This is a genomic window from Streptosporangium sp. OZ121, from assembly GCF_051918885.1.
In the GTDB taxonomy this organism is placed as follows: domain Bacteria; phylum Actinomycetota; class Actinomycetes; order Streptosporangiales; family Streptosporangiaceae; genus Streptosporangium.
The window spans coordinates 22,207-39,667 of record NZ_JBPXMC010000044.1 but is presented as its reverse complement, the minus strand read 5'-3'; the positions used below and the strand labels follow the sequence as shown (position 1 = coordinate 39,667).

Genomic DNA, 17,461 nt, shown 5'->3' with positions numbered 1-17,461 from the left:
ACCGGCGTCGTGCGAGCCCCGTACGGACGTTCAGGTGAAGCGCCGGTAGGTGATGGGGGACGCGCCGGCCACCGTCTGGATCTTGACGTGGTCGCCCGGCTTCGGGGCGGCGATCATCTGGCCGTCGCCCATGTAGACGGCGCAGTGGGTCGCCGGATAGCCGAAGAAGACGATGTCGCCCGGCTGCGGCGGGCCGGTGATCGGCCGTCCGCTCGCCTGGTACCCGGCGGCGGTGTTGTCCCCGATCTTGATGCCCGCCTCGTTCAGCGAGACGTGCACCAGACCGCTGCAGTCGAACGCGTTGGGCCCGTCGGCGCCCCAGACGTAGGGCTTGCCGATGTGGCTCCTCGCGGCGGCCACGACGTCGGCTCCGGTGCCGTCGCCGGTGACCGTGTACGGGATCGCCTGGTCGCCCCCGCCTCCACCGCCGCCGCCCGAGCCGCCGCCGTTGTTCCCGGACGACGGGCCGTCGCCGTTGCCCTGCCCGCCGCCGCCCCCACCGCCGCTCTGCGAGCCGGGTTCCGTACCGGCGAGCGTGGTGCGGAGCTCCTCCTCGGGCACCGGCACCCACCGGGTGGTGTGCCCGGGGCCGGGGACGAAGTCCTGGTCGCCCGCGGCCGGGATGGCGGAGAACACCGTGGTGTCGCCGAGATGCTTGTCGATCTCGCGCCGCGCGGTGGACAGCGCGGTCTCGGCCGAGTCGACGTGCCCCCGCACCTGGGACACCGCCATCTCGACCTGCCGGCCGATGCCCGGCTTGAGCTGCTCCTCGGTGGCGTGCGGGTTGCGGCGCCGGTATTCCGCCACCCAGGTCAGCAGGTCGCCGCAGACGCGCTCGGCGTCCGACCTCGCCGTCTCGACGGCGCCGGCGGCGGCGTCCAGGGAGTTCGCGCAGTCGCCCAGCGCGTCTCGCAGGGAACCGCCGGCCTTGTCGTACCGCCGCATGTACGCGACGAAGGCGTCGGCGGAGGCGCCCCTCCAGGCGGTGTCCACCTGGTTGACCGCGTTCCTCAGGAGCCTGAACGGCTCGGCGGACGAGCTGACCGCCTTGCGCCACCGGGTGGCGATCGCCCGGATCGCGGCGGGGTCCCCGTCCGTCTTCCTCACCAGCGCGGCCAGGGCCTGCCCCCCGGGCAGCGCCGCCACGGCGTCCATGTCGGTCATATGGTCGGGAGATGGCTCGTGGTGCCCCGCTCTGCCGCGGTCACGTTGTCCTCGATCGTGTCGAGGGCACGTTCGACGCCGTCAAGGCGGCTCTTCACCGTGCCAAGCTCGCCGTCCGCGTACCCTTCGACCCGGCCGATCGCGTCGGCCAGCTCCCGGGCGCCGGTCAGGGTCCCGAAGAGCGACGAACTCGCGCCGCCCCTGGCGGGGAAGTCGTCACCGACGGTGGCGAGCCTTCCCCCCTGGGTGTTCACCGTGACGCGCAGCTTGGCCAGCGCCTCGCGATTCAGGTCGAGGTTTCCCACCGGAGCCGACTCCCTCCGCCGTCGCCGAGATGCCACCCGCTCGGACGCCGGTTCGGCGCGTTGGCCGGTTGCCTGCCCACCGTCCGGCCATATCTACCAAGAAGCGATCATATCCAGCGAACCGTGATCATCGCAGTACGAAAACCTATCCGGCCCCGCGGTCCGCGGGTCGCGGTCCCGCCGGCGGCATGACGGTGGCCGACGAGGTGACCGCGGCGGGTGCCGGACGGCGAGGGCCGCGGCGGTCACCCGTCGTTCAGTCGATGATCGCGGTGGCTTCCACCTCGACCAGAAGATCGGGCTCGCCCAGTGCGGCGACGCCCAGCAGCGTGATCGGCTTGACCGGGTCGACCCCCAGTTTCGCGGCCGCCCTGGCGACCCCCTCGCCCAGCAGCGGCATCTTGTCGGGGCTCCAGTCGACGACGTAGACGGTCAGCTTGGCCACGTCGTCGAAGGAGGCGCCGATCCCGGCCAGTGCGGTGCCGATGTTGAGGTAGGCCTGCTCGACCTGGGCGGCGAGATCGCCTTCGCCCACCTTGCCGCCGTCGGCGTCGCGGGCGACCTGGCCGGCCAGGAACACCAGCTTCGATCCGGTGGCGATCGACAGCTGCCGGTAGACCTCGGGCTTCGGCAACCCGTCCGGGTTGACCAGGGTGACGGCCATCGCTGCTCCTTCGTCTTCGTCCTCGGCGAACTCGGGCTCGGGCTCGCGTTCCATCAAACCATAGCATTGCTATGCAATATGATGACATGGTGAGGACGAGAAAACCGCGCGGTCGGCCCGCGGTCCGTCCTGCCCGTCGATCGCGCCGCGCGGGCGCTCCGGGCGCGATCAGCCCAGGCGGTGCTCGTACAGCTTCCGCAGTTCCTCGACGCGACCCTCGGGCCGGCGCCGGGGCTCGCCCTGGACGGCCGCGAAGAGTACCTCCAGGTGCGCCTGCCAGGCGGCGAGCGCCGTCGCGCGGAGATCGGCCAGTCGCGCGGGAACCGTCTGCGTCAGCACCACCCGAGTGCCCTGCGCGGGATCGTGCGCGAACTCCCAGCGCACCCGCCCCGCGGGCTCGCCGTCATGGAGCCAGTCGTACTCCAGGACGCGCGGCGCCCCGGCCTCCGTCACCGGGCCTGCGGGCACGTACGGGTTCGTGAGCCACGCCGGCGGCTCCGCACCCGGCCGGGGGTCGTCCCGCTCGACGAGGATGTCCCACACCTCCTCGACGGGCTTCCACATCAGGTCGCGCGCGAACCTCACGAGGTGGCCGTCGCCGCTCTCCCGCGTCTCGCCCTCGGCCAGCCCGAAGACCTCGACGTAGGCCCCGATGCGGTCGGCCCAGCCGGAGGGCTGCTCGGAAGGCTGCTCGGAGGGCTCGCCGTCCAGCCTGGCCAGCAGCGCGACCAGGCAGACGTCCCAGCCCGCCGCGGTGCGGCCCGCGGTCAGCCGGCCGGCCCACCCGCCTCCCAGCGTGTGGGTGAAGACGAGACGGCACCCCGGCCCGTCGGGGAGCACCTCGAAACGCAGCACGTCCTGGTTCCAGCGGAAGGCGTACACCTTCGGGGGGTCGAACTCGAGGATCCGGCCGTGGGTGAGGTCGTCCCCGCCTTCGAAGGTGAAGCGCATCGCGGCGCCGACCACCTGCTCGGTCTCCACCGCCGCCGGGAACCAGTGGACCATCTCGGCCGGGTCGGTGACGGCCTTCCAGACCTTCTCCGGGGAGTGGGCCAGCCGCCGTTCGAAGCGCAGCACCGGCCGGTCGTCGACGGTCCGCAGGGTCGCCTGTTGTTCCTCCACTATGTTGCCCTTTCTTAAGTTCTGTCGGATTCCTGATGCCTTGTCAGGCCTCTTCCGGCATGGTGTCGAGGTGGCGTTCGAGCGCGTCCAGGCTGGTCTCCCACATGCTCCGGTAGGGCTCGAGCCAGGCGGCCATCTCGGCGAGCGGCTCCGGTCGCAGCCGGTACCACCGGCGCTGCGCGTCGTGCCTGACCTCGACCAGGCCCGCCTCGCGCAGGATCCTCAGGTGCTTCGACACCGTCGGCTGGGTCAGCGCGAGCCGCTCGACCAGGTCGCCCACGGGACGCTCGCCGGTGCGGAGCAGGTCGAGGATCTCCCGGCGCCGGGGCTCGGCCAGTACTTCGAATGTGGTTGACACTTCGGCAATATAGCTGGACTGGCATATAAGCTGTCAAGGAGCGTGGAAGGCGATTCGGGCGTCGCGTCCGGCGTACGGGAGGGGAGCGCGTGGTCCGACCGGTTTCCACGTGGGCGACGAGGGCCGATGGGGCGGATCGGGGGACTCTGGCGCGGTGCGCCTGTGGATCACATGGCGTAGTGCCCGGGCGGAAGGCGTGACGCGTCCCTCACCGCGGGCCGTCTCCCCGGACGGTGTCGATCTCGGCGAGCATGTCGTCCATGCTGTCGAACGTCCGAACGCGGCCCTCCCGGATGTCCGTGTCGGCCTCGCCCTCGGCGGACTGCCAGCCGGAGGTCCAGTACCAGGCTTCGTCGGCGGGGACGATCGCCGCCACGCGACGGCCGTGATCGGTGAGGTAGGCGATGGTGTTGCGCTCGGCCGCGGCACTGATGACATCGGGCAGGTGGCCGTCTGCCTCGTCCAGCGGGACTTCGAAAGCGTTCTCGCCCATGTCGTGAGCGTAGGTTGTCACCTGATTGGGGGCATGTCCTCAGGGTAGCCATACGAATTCTCTGGGTAATCGGTTTCTTGCCGGAGAGCTGAAAACATGTTTCGTCCCGCCCCCGACCCCGCGTCCTCCTTGTGCCGATCGGTCACGCGGCGGCCTGAGCCGCGGCGACCTGGGCCGCGGTCCCGGGCTGCTGGATGGCAACGTGGGTGACCCGCGCGGCGACCCCGGGCCGCCCGGGGCGATTCGAGCCGTGGCGCCGGGGCCTCAGCGGGAGACGGTCTCGATCCTTCGCCTCCCGGCCATGACCACCACCACGATCGCGTAGAGGCCGAGCTGCACGACCGTTCCCGCCAGGGTCTGCCAGGGCACCGACCCCTGCTTCAGCGCCTCCGACAGGCTCCCGTCGGCTCCGCTGACCCCGAACGCCAGCACGTTGTTGGCCACGTGCAGGGCGATGGCGGCCTCCAGGCCGCCGGTCCGCACCGCCAGCCAGCCCATCAGCGCCCCGAAGGCGAAGACGTCGATGACGCCCCAGTCGATGTAGGCGTGCACCGCGGTGAAGCCGGCGGCGCTCAGCAGGATGCCGGGCCACGGGTTGGAGAGGAAGGCGCCGAACGCCTGGATCAGCCACCCCCGGAAGACGTACTCCTCGGCGGCGGCCTGGAAGGGCACCAGGAGCAGGGTGACGGCCAGGGCGGGAAGGAAGCGCTCCCAGCCCACCCAGCCGAACATGTCGCCGAGGTTCTTCCCGGTGGCGACGTAGGTGACGGCGACCGCGGCCTGGCCCAGCACCACGGCGCCGACCGCCACCGCCGTGCACCGCGCCATCCACCGCCACCGCAGGCGGCCCACGACCGAGGAGAGGGTGCCGGGCGGGCGCCGCTGGATCCACGCCACCACGCCGTACACGACGGGCAGGACGGCCGCGATCGCGAGCAGGTTGATCCCCAGGTCGAACACCGGATCGGTGAAGATCTGCCCGTCGGATCCGCCTATCTCGACGCCCGCGACCACGCCGGCCGTCGCACCGCCGAGGATGACGGCGAGCCCGGCCAGCATGAGGCCCGCGAGGCCCACGGCCGTGCCCAGCACCGGCCGCCACCAGGCGTGCAGGCGGGTACGCGCCAGCCGGTCGTAGCGGCTGCCGGGCGGTGCCGGCACCAGCCAGGGGTCGTGCCGGGACGGGGGCGGGAAATGCTCCACGGGTACGCCGGACGCGTCGGGAGCACCGGGAGCACCGAACCGGTGGGGCGGCGGGCCGGGAGGCTGGGCGGGGGGCTGGAGGGGCCCCGCCGCGGGCCGAGGGTCCTGGGGGACGTGCATGGCTTCGTTCCGTTCCGATGTATTCACGGAGTTCATGAGGGTTCATGAAGGTTCATGAAGGTTCATGAGGGTTCATGAGGTCGGAGGGCGGGACGCGCCTCATCGAGCTCGACGCTCCACCCGGGATCCCGGTCCCCTTCGGGCACAACGACACCCGGCGCCGTTCGGTTCCGCGCCGTTCCCTCCGGGGACGCCACGGGGCCTCGGCGGGCGATCCCGGTGGAGGTCCCGGCCCTGAGCTCTCGGAATCCGGTTTGAGCTGGTGTTTCGTGGATGGATCTCGCGGGGTGGGGTAGGTCGTCGATCAACGTCCACGACCGGTCGGCAACCTCCTCGGGGCCGAGGCCGGGGGTCTCCACACCGGAGGGATCGAGATGAGTGAATATGAGCGTTCCCGTACGATCGCCGCACCGCCGGAGGTGGTGTTCGACCGGGCGGGCGATCTGGACAACCTCGACGAGTGGCTCCCGCACGACCTGCACGTGCACCCGGGAGACCTGCCCGCGGTGACGGTGCACGATGACACCGGCGGGCAGGACTCCACCGGGCAGGACTTCCGCGCGCTGCTGCGCACCGAGCGAGACCAGCTCCGGATGGAGTGGGGCACCCGCGACGACGGCAGCTACGCCGGGTGGCTCCAGGTGGCCGGCATCGGCGACGCCGAGAGCGAGGTGACGATCCACCTGTCCTTCTTCGACGAGGCGCACGCCCCGCCGGGCGACGCGGTCGACCGGGCGCTCGGCGACAGCCTGGAGCGCCTCGCCGGTCAGGTCGACCGGCGAGGCGGCTGATCCCCTCCGGTGGCCGCGGGCGGGCGGCCGTACGCGACCGTACGCCGGGCCGGTCCGGCTCCGGCGGCCCGGGCGGTCCGGCGGGCACACGACACCGTCTCGGCCGGGCTTCCCGGCGTACCGGCCGCGTCCTCGAGCCGGCCCGTGTCACGTCCGGGAAGATCACGCCCCGCGGACGTTGGTCATGATCGCGTAGACCGAGCTGGAGGCGGTCATGAACAGCCAGTTGCGCTTGAGGCCGCCGAAGACCAGGTTGGAGGTCTTCTCGGGAAGCCTGAGCCTGCCGATCAAGGTGCCGTCCGGGGCGAAGCAGTGCACCCCCTCGTGCGTCGCCGCCCAGATCCGGCCGGCGGTGTCGAGCCTGATCCCGTCGAGGCCGCCCGCCGAGCATTCCGCGAGCACCCTGCCGTTCTCCAAGGCGTCGCCGTGCACGTCGAAGACCCGCAGATGCCCGTGGTGAGTGTCGGCGACGTAGAGCAGGGACTCGTCCGGCGAGAAGGCCAGGCCGTTGGGGCGGGCGAAGTCGTCGGCCACCGCCGTGACCTCTCCGGTGGCGGGGTCCAGGCGGTAGACCTGGTCGTTGCCTATCTCGCTCTCCGCGCGGTGCCCCTCGTAGTCGCTGAGGATGCCGTAACGGGGGTCGGTGAACCAGACGGAGTCGTCCGACCTGACCACCACGTCGTTGGGGCTGTTGAGACGCTTGCCCCGCCAGCTGTCGGCGATGACGGTGATGGAGCCGTCGTGCTCGGTGCGGGTCACCCGCCGGCTGCCGTGCTCGCAGGAGATCAGCCGGCCCTGCCGGTCGAGAGTGTGACCGTTGCTGTACCCGGCCGGGGCGCGGAAGGGACCAACGTTTCCGGTCATCTCATCCCATCGGAGCATCCTGTCGTTGGGGATGTCGCTCCACAGCAGATAGCGGCCCGCCGCGACGTAGGTGGGACCCTCGGCCCATCGGCAACCGTGGTGGATCCGCTCGATCCGCTCGTCGCCCCCGACGCCGACGAACCGTTCGTCGAACGCCTCGAACTCCGCTGGGATAGATTCCATCATGCAATCCTCCTTGATCACAGAATATGATACGGCGATGGATAAGATTGACAAGACTTTGGTCAGCCTCCTTCAGGTCGATGCCGGTCAGTCTTACGCCGCGCTCGGCGCCGCGGTGGGGCTGTCGAGCGGCGCCGCGCACGAGCGGGTGCGCAAACTGCGCGAACGGGGGCTGATCCGGCGGACGACCATCGACGTCGATCCCGTCGCCGCGGGCAGGGGCGTGTTGTCGTTCGTGCTCGTGGAGGGGGACGCGTGGATGGGCGCGTCGGGCGAGGCGCTGCTGGCGATTCCCGAGATCGAGGAGGCGCACGTCATCGCGGGCCCGGCGTCACTGCTGGTCAAGGTGCGTACGGCGAGCACCCGGGAACTGCAGGAGGTGCTGCGCGGGATCTTCCAGATCGAGGGGGTGACCGGGACGCGAACCATCATGGTGCTGGAGAGCTTCTTCGAGCGTGGCCTGCATGTCCCTCACTAGGGTGTGCGAAGGCCTCGTGACCTGAGCTCGCCTTCCCGGAGCCGGAGCCGGAGCCGGAGCCGGAGCCGGAGCAGCGGGAAGCCCTCGGCCGCCGACGCGCCGGTCACTACCGGCGGAGGTCCTCGCCGGTGCCGAGCCCGGAGCGGTGAGCGATGACGGCCAGCGCCGTGCGGTCCCGCGCGTCGAGTTTGGCCAGGATCCGGCTGACGTAGGTGCGTACGGTGGCCGGGCTGATGAAGAGCGCGGCGGCGATCCTGTCGTTGGTCTCGGCATGACCGATGCGGGCCAGGACGGCGAGTTCCCGTTCGGTCAGCGTGGCCAGCCGCGGGTCCGGCTCCGGCGGTCGCGGGGTCTGGGCGAGACGTTCCATGACGCGCCGGGCGATCGCGGGGGAGAGCACGTTGCCGCCTCCCGCGGCCGTGCGCACCGCCTTGCGGAGGTCCTCCGACGGGGTGTCCTTGAGAAGGTAGCCGGCGGCTCCCACGGTGACGGCCTCGACGATGTCCTCCTCGTCGTCGAACGTGGTCAGGATCAGCACCCGCGAACCCCTCAGGGATTCGTCGGCGCGGATGGCCGCGGTCGCCTGGAGCCCGTCCATGCCGGGCATGCGGATGTCCATGAGCACGACGTCCGGGTGGAGCTCCCGGACGCGGGAGAGCGCGGCACGCCCCTCCGAGGCCTCACCGACGACGGTGATGCCCGGATCGTTCTCCAGGAGCGTCCGCAGTCCCGCGCGCACGAGTTCCTGATCGTCGACGATGACCACGCCTATCATGACGTCCTCTCCAGAGGGAGGACGGCCCGGACCGCGAATCCCGCGGACTCGCGTCCGGCCGTCAGGGTGCCGCCGAGGGTCTCGGCCCGCTCGCGCATCCCGGCGATGCCGTGTCCCGGACCGATGCCGTGTCCCGGACCGACGCGGTGACTTGAGCCGGTGCTGTGACCTGAGCCGATGTCGTGTCCCGGACCGACGCCGTGACCTGAGCCGATGTCGTGTCCGGGACCGATGTCGTGGTCCGGGCCGCCGTCACGGACCTGCCCGGGACCGTCGTCGACGACGGACAGGCGCAGGACCGCGCCGTCGTCGAGCGCGGTGATGCGGGCACGGGTGCCGCGGGAGTGCTTGACGATGTTGGTGACCGCCTCCTGGACGATCCTGAACGCCGAGGCGTCCACCGTCGCGGGAAGCTCGGCGGTGACGCGCATCTCGATGTCGATCTCGATTCCCGCGGCCGCGGCGGTCTCGCGGAGTGTGTCGACGCTGGACAACGAGACGACCGACCTCGCGTCCTCGTCCGGGGTACGGAGCAGGGCGACGGTTCTGCGCAGCTCGCTCATCGTGCGGGTGGTGGTGGACTTGATCAGGTCGAGAGCCGCCCGGGTCTGCGACTCGTCGCGGCCGAGCGACTCGCGGGCGACATCGGCGTGCAGGGAGATCACGGAGGTCGTGTGGCCGATCGAGTCGTGCAGATCACGCGCGATGGCCAGGCGTTCGGCGTGCAGCCGGGCGTCCGCTTCCTGCCGGTACCGCTGGGCGGTGAGCTCGGCGATCCGTCTCGCTCCCGCCTGCGCGTTTCGCCGCGATCTCAGGCTGTCTCCCAGGGCGATCGCCGCGGCCATGAGCAGGATGTGCCCGGCCAGTTCGTACCCGACGACGAACGAGAAGTCATCTCCCTCGGCCAGGCGGAAGAACAGCGAGACCGCGATCACGACGGTGGCGGTGATGACGGCATGGACGAGACGGCCGAACTCGGCCGCCGAGAACAGCGCCGCTGCGACGGGGACCGCGATCCCGACGGCCGGATAGCCGGCGGCGTAGTAGGCGAACAGTCCCAGGGCGGTGACGGCGAGCACGGTCACCGGGTGGCGTCGCCGGGCGAGCATCAGCGCCCCCAGCCCCACGGCCCACAGATGGGCGATCGCGTCCGGGCTCTGCCGTCCTCCCTGGCCGGCGGAGATGACGATCGACACGGTGAGAGCGACGCCCGCACCGATCAGGGCGTCGACCGCCCAGGGCGGAAGTCTCCTCAGTGCCTGCCCGTACCGCTCTTCGATCATGAATTCACCCTATGGCGCCGTCCCGTCGCTCCGCGTCCCGCGTGAGGCGACGCCGGCGGTCGCCTCTCGACGTACCGGCATCGAGACCGGAGACGGATGTGCCGCGTCCCCGGCGCTTCCTAGCGTGAGGCCATGACCTCTCGAAACGCCCTGCCGCGTCAACCGCTCGCCTCCAGACGCCCGGTCCTCGGGCTGCCCGTGCTCGCCGTGATCGGACTCGCTCTTCTCGCGGCGCCCCGGGTCGTGCTTCACGACCTGGACGTCATCCACGAGGGTACCTTCGTGAACGCCCTGTTCGTCTTCGTACCTCCGGTCGTCTGGATCGCGGTCGCCCTCTGGCGGAGGGTGCCCAACCCCTTCCTCACCCTCCTCGTCGTGGGCCTGTTCTACGGCGTCTTCCTGGCCGTGGGACATCAGCTGCTCTGGAACTCCGCGTTCGGCGGCAACCCGCCCACGCTCGGCGGAAACCTGAGCGACCTCGCCCCGGCCACGCAGTCCGCCATCCTGCGACTCTTCGCCGCGATCAGCAGCGTCTTCACCGGTGTGATCGTCGGAGCGATCACCGGCCTCGTCGCCTGGGGACTCGGCAAGGTCGTTCCCTCCGGCCCCCGGACGCCCTGAACGGGACGCGGCCCTCCCGGTGCCCCGGACCGGGCGTGACCCTCCCGGTCCGCCGGACGGGACACGTGTCTCCGGCAGTGCGCGACGAACGGCGTCTTCCGCTGTTCAGGGGCCCCTATCGGCCCGGCCGCAGGCCTCCGGTTCCCGGAAGAGCGTGTCTAAACTGGTTCGCATGATCTCTCGGAGCGAACTGTTCGCGGGTGCCGCCACCTACTACGCGCGTTACCGGCACGGCTACGAAACAGAGATCATCGACTACATCGCGGACATGCTGGACCTCGACGACCGGGTACGGGTGCTGGACCTCGGGTGCGGTCCGGGCACGCTGGCGATCCCCCTCGCGTCCCGGGCCGGGGAGATCCTGGCCGTGGACCCCAGCGAGGAGATGCTCGCCGAGGGGGCCCGGTGGGGCACGCCCGGCATCCGCTGGCTGCGGGGCGACTCCTCGACGCTCGGGGAGCTGCCGCTCGGCCCGGTCGACCACGTCGTCATGGGCCGTTCCTTCCACTGGATGGAGCGCGAGCGGGTGCTCCGGTATTTCGACGGGCTGCTCCCCGCGCACGGGGCGGTCGTCCTGGCCGGTCCCACCACCGCCCCGGTCGACCCGCCCTGGGAGCCGGTGGTGCGGGCCGTACGGCAGACGTTCGGCCTGGAGTGGCGGGCGAACAGCGAGGAGTACGCCCAGAGCGGGCGGCACCACCAGGAGGTGCTGCGCGAGTCGGTGTTCCACCGGCTGGAGTCCCGGTGTTTCGCCCGTACGGTCCGGCAGTCCGTCGACGAGATCGTGGGGTTGCAGCTGTCGTTCTCCTACTCCTCGCCCGCGCGGCTCGGTGAGCGCCTGCCCGCGTTCACGGAGGCGGTGCGCGAGGCACTGGCCGCGGCGAACCCGTCAAGGGAGTGGCAGGAGGAGGTCGTCACCGAGATAGTCGTCGCGCGCAGGTCGTGACACGGATCGTGACGGCCGCCGCACGCGTGTCTCGAACGCCCCGTTCGTCCGGTCGCGCCTCGTGGCGGCGCCGGGCCTGAGGGGCCCGCGGTGGCGAGAACGAATCCGGGGCGGTCCGGACGGCGACCGCCCCGGGGCCGGCGGGGCCGGGTGACCGATCAGGTCAGATAGTCGCGCAGGGCCCGCGAGCGCGAGGGGTGGCGCAGCTTCGTCATGGTCTTGGACTCGATCTGCCGGATGCGCTCGCGGGTCACCCCGTAGGCGCGCCCGATCTCCTCCAGCGTCTTGGGCCGGCCGTCGCCGAGCCCGAACCGCATCGCCACCACCCCGGCCTCACGCTCGGACAGCGCCTCCAGGATCGTGTGCAGCTGCTCCTGCAGCAGCGCGGAGGCCACCGCGTCCTCGGGGGTGATCGCCTCGGAGTCCTCGATGAGGTCGCCGAACTCGCTGTCGCCCTCGGTGCCCAGCGGGCTGTGCAGGGAGATCGGCTCTCGCCCGTACCCCTGGACCTCGACGACCCGCTCCGGGGTCATCTCCAGCTCCACGGCCAATTCCTCGGGGGTGGGCTCGCGGCCCAGGTCGGTCGTCATCTGCCGGTGCACGCGCGCCAGCTTGTTGATCACTTCGACCATGTGCACGGGGATGCGGATGGTGCGGGCCTGGTCGGCGAGCGCCCGGGTGATCGCCTGCTTGATCCACCAGGTGGCGTACGTGGAGAACTTGAATCCCTTGGTGTAGTCGAACTTCTCCACGGCGCGGATCAGCCCCAGGTTGCCCTCCTGGATCAGGTCCAGGAACAGCATGCCCCGGCCGGTGTGGCGCTTGGCCAGCGACACCACCAGGCGCAGGTTGGCCTCCAGCAGGTGGTTCTTGGCCCGGTGGCCGTCCTCGGCGAGCCATTCGAGCTCCGCGCGCACGTCGGGCTGGAGCCGGTCGCCGTCGTTGAGCCGTTCTGTGGCGAACAGCCCGGCCTCGATGCGCCTGGCGAGCTCGACCTCCTGCTCGGCGTTGAGGAGGGGAATCCTGCCGATCTGCTTGAGATAGTCCTTTACCGGGTCGGTGCTCGCCCCGACGGTCGCCTCCAGGGCTGCGGGCGCCTCGTCGTCGTCGGTCAGGACCAGGTCCTCTTCCTCAACCTCGACAACCTCAACGGTGCCTTCCACGGTGGCGGCTTCCATGGCGTTCACACCTTCCCCAGGTCTGGTCAGATACAACAACCCGTGCAGTTCAAGGTACGTCCCGCGACGGTGTGCTGCGGCGCCTGGCTCGCCGTCGCGTCCTTCGCTGGGAGCGGAGAGCTCCGCCGCCGGGATCTCTCACGAAGGGCGCGGCCGTCCCGTTCGACGCCGAACGGCCGCCGGGCCGCCTTCCCGGCGGGGGAAGGCGGCCCGGCGGATCTTCCGGCGACGCTGCGGGCGTTGCCGTGATGGTGGGCGTACGGGGGAGGGAGGGGGAGCGGAGGCCGGATCTCACCGAGCCTTGCCGGACCCCGCCAGGTCAGGACGAATCAGAAAGAATCAGTCCGTATCAGGCCGTATCGCGCCGGATCAGGCCGGGAAGTCGTTCGGGTTGACGCCGGTCGTCCGGGCGTTGCCGCCCCTGACCGGGTTGAGGGTCAGGGTCCAGATGGTCGAGCTGGACGAGGTCGTGGTGAACCTCAGCTTGCTGGTGAAGCGCTGGTAGGAAGGGGAGCCGGTGAACCTGCCCCGGGAGGTGCTGAACCGGTAACCGGAGGTGAAGAAGATCGTGTAGGTGCCGTCCCTGACATCGCGGACGGAGGCCGTCGACCGGGCGCGGACGTAGATGCTGATCGCCTTGGACCTGCCGCGGACCAGCGTGACGACGGCGTCCCTGCTGGTGCCGTTCTTGACCTTCAGCGTGCCCCGCCCACCGCTGATGCGGTCGTAGAGGATCTTTCCGTTACCCGGTCGCGCGGCGGCCTCGGTCGAGGAGACGGCGACGGTTTCCCGGGTCGAGGCGGTCGCGGGGGCGGCGACGGAGCCGGCCAGCAGAACGGACGCGAGGACGGCTCCCGCGAGGTGGCGTAAACAAATCATTGCGTAAATATGGCTAATTCCTGGTTGCCGGTCAAAGCAATTCGCGACCGCAGTGACTCTTTGGGTGATTTGTATAGGTATTTAGGTCCTCTGGCGAGCACTCGGGCGGTGTGCGGGCTCCGGCGTCCTCCGGTCGGGGGCACCGTCGGCTCCGAGCCGCGGCACCGCCCGGTTTCGGCGGTCAATGTCGTTTTCTGGTGGTCTTCGAGAGGCGAAGGAAGGTCAATACAATTCGTCTGATGTCGATGACCCCGATGACCCCGATGATCGCGAGGATGAAAGTCATGCCGTGGCCGGTGCCTCGATCCGCGCGGGCCGGGGCGCCGGTCGCGCGGGCCGCCCGGCGCGGCGCGGGTCTGGTCGCGGGGGGCGTGACAGGTGTCGCCGAGCTCTGTTTCCTGTGCGTCGCGGGCGGGCTGTTCGCGGTCCTGGCGGCGTGGCCCGCGGGCCGGCGCGCCGCCCGGCGCTTCGCGGCGGCGGGAACGGCACGACTGGTCGCGCTGGAACGCGCCCGGCTGGCGGTGTGCTTCGACCACGGCACCGGCGTGTGGTCCGGCCACGGGACCGGCGGGGGGCCGGCGAGGAGCGCGTACGGCTACCTCGCGCTGCGGGCGGCGTTCGGCACGTTCGCGAGCCTGCTGACCTTCACCGGTCTCTTCGTCGGCCTGCTGTTCCTGGCCGGCGGCGTCGGGGAACTGCTCTCCGGCGCGTCGTCCCCGGTCCCGCTGCGGTATCCCGGCGTGCGCCTGACGGTCGACAGCGGGCCGCTGGGCACCGCCTACGGGCTGGTCCTGCTGGGGCTGGCCGCGCTGTGCGGCGCGGCGACGGTGGCCGCGGAGCGGCGGCTGGCCGCGTACTTCGCCGGTCCCGGGGAGCGGGAGGCGATGCGCCGCCGCATCGCGGAGCTGACCGCCACCCGCAGCGGCATCGTGCGGGCCGTCGACGACGAGCGGCGGCGCATCGAGCGTGACCTGCACGACGGCGTCCAGCAGAGGGGCGTGGCCCTGGGAATGCTGCTGGGCCGGGCTCGGCACGGCGCCGACCCGGCCGTGGTCGCCGCCCTCGTGGACCAGGCGTACGCGGAGTCACGCCGCCTCCTCGACGAGCTGCGCGGCGTGGCCTGGCGGATCTACCCGGCCGCGCTGGACGAGCTGGGCCTGCGCGCGGCCCTGGCCGGGGTGGCGGAACGGGCGGGCGTGCCGGTGACCGTCCGCTACGGCCTCGCGGAACGCCCGGTGTCGGAGATCGAGACGGCCGTATACTTCGTGGCCCGCGAGGCCATCGCCAACGCCGCGAAACACGCGGGTGCCGGCGGCGTCCTGGTGGTCCTGAGCGAGGACGAGCACGCGGTGACCGTGGAGATCTCCGACGACGGCCGGGGCGGGGCGGATCCCGCCGGCGGCGGGCTGTCCGGGCTGGAGCGACGGGTTCTGGCGCTGGACGGCGCCTTCGAGGTGGACAGTCCCCCAGGTGGCCCCACCAGGGTCACGGCGACGCTGCCCCGCGGCGGGTCCGAACGCCCGGAGCCGTCATGAGGCTGGTCCTCGCCGACGACTCCGTGCTGTTCCGCGAGGGCCTGGTCCGTCTCCTGGAGGAGGCGGGTCACGAGGTGGTGGCGGCGGTGGGCGACTCCGCGGGGCTGCTCGAGGCCGTGGACGGGCACCGCCCCGACGTGGCGATCGTGGACGTGCGCATGCCGCCGGGCCAGGCGGGCGAGGGGCTGCGGGCCTCGCTGGCGATCCGGGAGCGCCGGCCGGGCGTGGGCGTGCTCGTGCTGTCGCAGTACGTCGAGACGGCCTACGCCGCCCGGCTGCTCGCCGGAGCCCCCGAGGGGCTGGGGTACCTGCTCAAGGACCGGGTGACCGAGGTGGGCGAGTTCCTGGAGTCGCTGGAGCGGGTCCGCGCGGGCGGGACGGTCTTCGACCCGGAGGTGGTCCGGCGGCTGCTCGCCCGCACCACCCGTACCGACCCGCTGAGCAGGCTCACCCGGCGGGAGTCCCAGGTGCTGGAGCAACTGGCCCAGGGGCTCGTCAACGCCGCGATCGCCGAGCGCCTGCACGTGTCGCAGAGCACGGTGGAGAAGCACATCAACGCGATCTTCGACAAGTTCGGGCTGTCGCGCACCCCCGGCTACAGCCGGCGCGTCCTGGCCATCCTGCGCTATCTGGACGGCTGAGCGGCGCCGGGCGCGGGTGCCCGGCGTGCCCGGACCAGGTGGCCGATCCGTACGAGGACCAGGACCACGCAGGCCCCGGTGGCGAGGACGAGCCAGATCATGAAGGACGGGTAGATGTAGGCCACCTGCGTCCAGGTGATGTCCTTCCCCCTGGCCAGCAGCCCGAAGACGTCGGTGATCGTCAGGCACAGCACCCCCGGCAGCGCGTACGGCAGCAGCCGCGCCGCCGCGCGCCACGCCGGGTGACCGGCACGCCGCGCCGCCCACCGGCGGGAGCGGGCCAGCCCGCGGCCCGCCAGCAGGAGCGTCACGGCGGCGGCCGCCGCGACGGCGAGGTCGATGATCAGGTACGGGGGAATCGAGGGGGGTGCCTCGGGCTCCTGCCCCTCGGCCATGGCGACCAGCGCGTCCGCGACGGCGTCGCTGTCGGCGTACGCCGTGCCGGTGTTGGCCATCACCACGATGCCGTACCCCGACCGGGGCAGGAGCGTCTGCCGGGCCGTCGCGGTGAGCAGGTCGCCGCCGTGCTCGACGACCGGCGAGCCGTTTCCCGTCGTGCCGATCGCCCAGCCCAGGGCGTAGGAGTCCTTGATCTTGGACGGGGTGCGCATCTCCGCGACGCTCGCGGCGGAGACGACGCGGACGCCGCCCGGTCCGGTCCCCTCGCCGTTCTGCATGATCATCCACCGGGCCATGTCCCTCGCGCTGCTGATCACCCCGCCGGAGCCGTTGCCGAACCCCGGGGGCTCGGGAAGGGCGAACGTGGCGCCGAGCAGGTGGAGGTGGCCCCGCGCGCTCGCGGGGAGGTCGCGCTCGGTGTCGATCGTGGTGCTGTTCCGCATGCCGAGCGGGCCGAACACGTGTTTTCCGAGGTAACCGGCGAAGGGCACGCCGCTCGCCACCTCGACCAGGCGCGCGGCGACCTGGAAGTTGGTGTTGTGGTAGCTCCACCGCGTGCCGGGGTCGGCGGCCAGCCTCGCCCCCCTCAGCCGCGCGACGGCCTCGCGGAGTGATCGGGGCTGGGGCAGGCTCCTCTCGGGAAAGGCCTGGTCGGCCATGCCCGAGGTCTGGTCAAGCAACTGGCGGACGGTGATGCGGGCCGCCCGCGGATCGGCCATCACGAACTCGGGGAGCCGGACGCGCACCGGTTCGTCGAGCCTGACCACCCCCTTCTCCACCAGTTGCATGACGGCCAGGGAGGTGAAGGACTTGCTGAGCGACGCGGTCGCCATGGGGGTGTCCGCCGTGACGGGATCGCCGGAGGCGGTACGGCCGTAGCCGGCGACGTGGACGACCTCGTTTCCCCTGGTGACGGCGACGGCGACCCCCGGCAGTCCGGTCGCCTCCCGGTAGGCGTTCACGAAACGGTCGACGGCCGCGGGATCGATCTCCCGGAGGGTGGTATCCGTCCCCGCCGATGACACCGGCACCGATGACGCCGCCGTGAACGGGGCCGCTGCGAATGAGGCCGACGCCGACGACGCCGACGCGAACGGGACCGGCGCGAGCGAGGCCGCCGTCAGGAGGGCCGTCGCGAACATGGCGGCGCGGGCCACCGGGCGGCGGCCGGCGAGACGCCGGGGGAGCGGGCCGTTTGTGATCTTGAATTCGGGCACCAGTCGACGCTACGAACACCGCTCCGCCCGGACCATTGTGAGATCCCTCCGCGTTCCCCTGCGAAAAACCACAGGTTCCCCGGGTGCCGGGACTCCCTGCCGCCCCGCGCCTCCGGGCCGCGGGAGACCCGCGACGCCGGGAGACCTCGTGGCGATGGAAAACCCTTCGACGCTGGAAAGAAACATCGGACCGTTCCAGGAGGGCGTGCTCGCTCGCGATCCAGGTCGGCTCACCTGTCGGC

Annotated in this window: 18 protein-coding genes and 1 pseudogene; 6 read left to right on the top strand and 13 right to left on the bottom strand. The window is 71.5% G+C overall.

Annotated elements, in window-relative coordinates; all coding sequences use genetic code 11:
- Positions 1–30: 30 nt before the first annotated feature.
- The 7 genes from ACTOQ1_RS40395 to ACTOQ1_RS40365 form a co-directional block, all read right to left on the bottom strand.
- Entirely contained in the window at positions 31–1,164 is a 1,134-nt protein-coding gene (locus ACTOQ1_RS40395; RefSeq protein ID WP_440073606.1) for a bifunctional WXG100 family type VII secretion target/C40 family peptidase, read from the bottom strand.
- The gene (locus ACTOQ1_RS40390; protein WP_440073605.1) at positions 1,161–1,469 is read right to left on the bottom strand and encodes a hypothetical protein; all 309 of its coding nucleotides are present in this window, start codon (positions 1,467–1,469) and stop codon (positions 1,161–1,163) included. The genes ACTOQ1_RS40395 and ACTOQ1_RS40390 overlap by 4 nt, the downstream gene beginning before the upstream one ends.
- Before the next feature lie 256 nt (positions 1,470–1,725).
- The gene (locus ACTOQ1_RS40385) at positions 1,726–2,133 is read right to left on the bottom strand and encodes a RidA family protein (protein ID WP_440073620.1); all 408 of its coding nucleotides are present in this window, start codon (positions 2,131–2,133) and stop codon (positions 1,726–1,728) included.
- 168 nt (positions 2,134–2,301) lie between these two features.
- Entirely contained in the window at positions 2,302–3,255 is a 954-nt protein-coding gene (locus ACTOQ1_RS40380) for an SRPBCC family protein (RefSeq protein ID WP_440073604.1), read from the bottom strand.
- A 43-nt stretch (positions 3,256–3,298) separates the two neighbouring features.
- Positions 3,299–3,613: an ArsR/SmtB family transcription factor gene (locus ACTOQ1_RS40375; RefSeq protein ID WP_440073603.1), complete on the bottom strand. Its 315-nt coding sequence runs from the start codon at positions 3,611–3,613 to the stop codon at positions 3,299–3,301.
- Between the two features lie 208 nt (positions 3,614–3,821).
- Positions 3,822–4,106: a hypothetical protein gene (locus ACTOQ1_RS40370; protein ID WP_440073602.1), complete on the bottom strand. Its 285-nt coding sequence runs from the start codon at positions 4,104–4,106 to the stop codon at positions 3,822–3,824.
- A 264-nt stretch (positions 4,107–4,370) separates the two neighbouring features.
- Positions 4,371–5,429, bottom strand: coding sequence for a lysostaphin resistance A-like protein (locus tag ACTOQ1_RS40365; RefSeq protein WP_440073600.1), 1,059 nt, complete (start codon positions 5,427–5,429; stop codon positions 4,371–4,373).
- A 374-nt stretch (positions 5,430–5,803) separates the two neighbouring features.
- Between ACTOQ1_RS40365 and ACTOQ1_RS40360 the strand changes: the two genes are divergently transcribed.
- The gene (locus ACTOQ1_RS40360) at positions 5,804–6,220 is read left to right on the top strand and encodes an SRPBCC family protein (RefSeq protein WP_440073599.1); all 417 of its coding nucleotides are present in this window, start codon (positions 5,804–5,806) and stop codon (positions 6,218–6,220) included.
- A 162-nt stretch (positions 6,221–6,382) separates the two neighbouring features.
- On the opposite strand, the gene ACTOQ1_RS40355 is transcribed toward ACTOQ1_RS40360, so the two are convergent.
- Positions 6,383–7,267: an SMP-30/gluconolactonase/LRE family protein gene (locus ACTOQ1_RS40355; RefSeq protein ID WP_440073597.1), complete on the bottom strand. Its 885-nt coding sequence runs from the start codon at positions 7,265–7,267 to the stop codon at positions 6,383–6,385.
- A gap of 37 nt (positions 7,268–7,304) precedes the next feature.
- Here ACTOQ1_RS40355 and ACTOQ1_RS40350 point away from each other — a divergent pair, with 37 nt between their 5' ends.
- On the top strand, positions 7,305–7,745 hold the full coding sequence (locus ACTOQ1_RS40350; protein WP_440073596.1) for an Lrp/AsnC family transcriptional regulator: 441 nt from the start codon (positions 7,305–7,307) through the stop codon (positions 7,743–7,745).
- Between the two features lie 106 nt (positions 7,746–7,851).
- Here ACTOQ1_RS40350 and ACTOQ1_RS40345 read toward each other — a convergent pair whose 3' ends face one another.
- Together ACTOQ1_RS40345 and ACTOQ1_RS40340 are read right to left on the bottom strand one after the other, a co-directional pair.
- Positions 7,852–8,520, bottom strand: coding sequence for a response regulator (locus ACTOQ1_RS40345; RefSeq protein ID WP_440073594.1), 669 nt, complete (start codon positions 8,518–8,520; stop codon positions 7,852–7,854).
- On the bottom strand, positions 8,517–9,803 hold the full coding sequence (locus tag ACTOQ1_RS40340) for a histidine kinase (RefSeq protein ID WP_440073592.1): 1,287 nt from the start codon (positions 9,801–9,803) through the stop codon (positions 8,517–8,519). The genes ACTOQ1_RS40345 and ACTOQ1_RS40340 overlap by 4 nt, the downstream gene beginning before the upstream one ends.
- 132 nt (positions 9,804–9,935) lie before the next feature.
- Here ACTOQ1_RS40340 and ACTOQ1_RS40335 point away from each other — a divergent pair, with 132 nt between their 5' ends.
- Positions 9,936–10,424 (top strand): hypothetical protein, encoded by a 489-nt coding sequence (locus tag ACTOQ1_RS40335; RefSeq protein WP_440073591.1) that lies wholly within the window; start codon positions 9,936–9,938, stop codon positions 10,422–10,424.
- Positions 10,425–10,596: 172 nt separating this feature from the next.
- Positions 10,597–11,370, top strand: a complete 774-nt coding sequence (locus tag ACTOQ1_RS40330) for a class I SAM-dependent methyltransferase (protein ID WP_440073590.1) — start codon at positions 10,597–10,599, stop codon at positions 11,368–11,370.
- A 158-nt stretch (positions 11,371–11,528) separates the two neighbouring features.
- On the opposite strand, the pseudogene ACTOQ1_RS40325 reads toward ACTOQ1_RS40330, so the two are convergent.
- Both ACTOQ1_RS40325 and ACTOQ1_RS40320 read right to left on the bottom strand, forming a co-directional pair.
- Positions 11,529–12,497: pseudogene (locus ACTOQ1_RS40325) on the bottom strand (RNA polymerase sigma factor); the annotation flags it as partial.
- A gap of 420 nt (positions 12,498–12,917) precedes the next feature.
- Positions 12,918–13,427 carry a hypothetical protein gene (locus ACTOQ1_RS40320; RefSeq protein ID WP_440073588.1) on the bottom strand — a complete coding sequence of 170 codons (510 nt, stop codon included), beginning with the start codon at positions 13,425–13,427 and terminating at the stop codon, positions 12,918–12,920.
- Between the two features lie 239 nt (positions 13,428–13,666).
- Here ACTOQ1_RS40320 and ACTOQ1_RS40315 point away from each other — a divergent pair, with 239 nt between their 5' ends.
- Both ACTOQ1_RS40315 and ACTOQ1_RS40310 read left to right on the top strand, forming a co-directional pair.
- Positions 13,667–14,962 (top strand): sensor histidine kinase, encoded by a 1,296-nt coding sequence (locus ACTOQ1_RS40315; RefSeq protein WP_440073587.1) that lies wholly within the window; start codon positions 13,667–13,669, stop codon positions 14,960–14,962.
- Positions 14,959–15,603, top strand: coding sequence for a response regulator transcription factor (locus ACTOQ1_RS40310; RefSeq protein WP_440073586.1), 645 nt, complete (start codon positions 14,959–14,961; stop codon positions 15,601–15,603). Before ACTOQ1_RS40315 ends, ACTOQ1_RS40310 begins: the two co-directional genes overlap by 4 nt.
- On the opposite strand, the gene ACTOQ1_RS40305 is transcribed toward ACTOQ1_RS40310, so the two are convergent.
- A complete protein-coding gene (locus ACTOQ1_RS40305; RefSeq protein ID WP_440073584.1) occupies positions 15,588–17,219 on the bottom strand; it encodes a serine hydrolase domain-containing protein in 1,632 nt (543 codons plus the stop codon). The two genes, ACTOQ1_RS40310 and ACTOQ1_RS40305, sit on opposite strands and share 16 nt — an antisense overlap.
- Positions 17,220–17,461 lie beyond the last annotated feature (242 nt).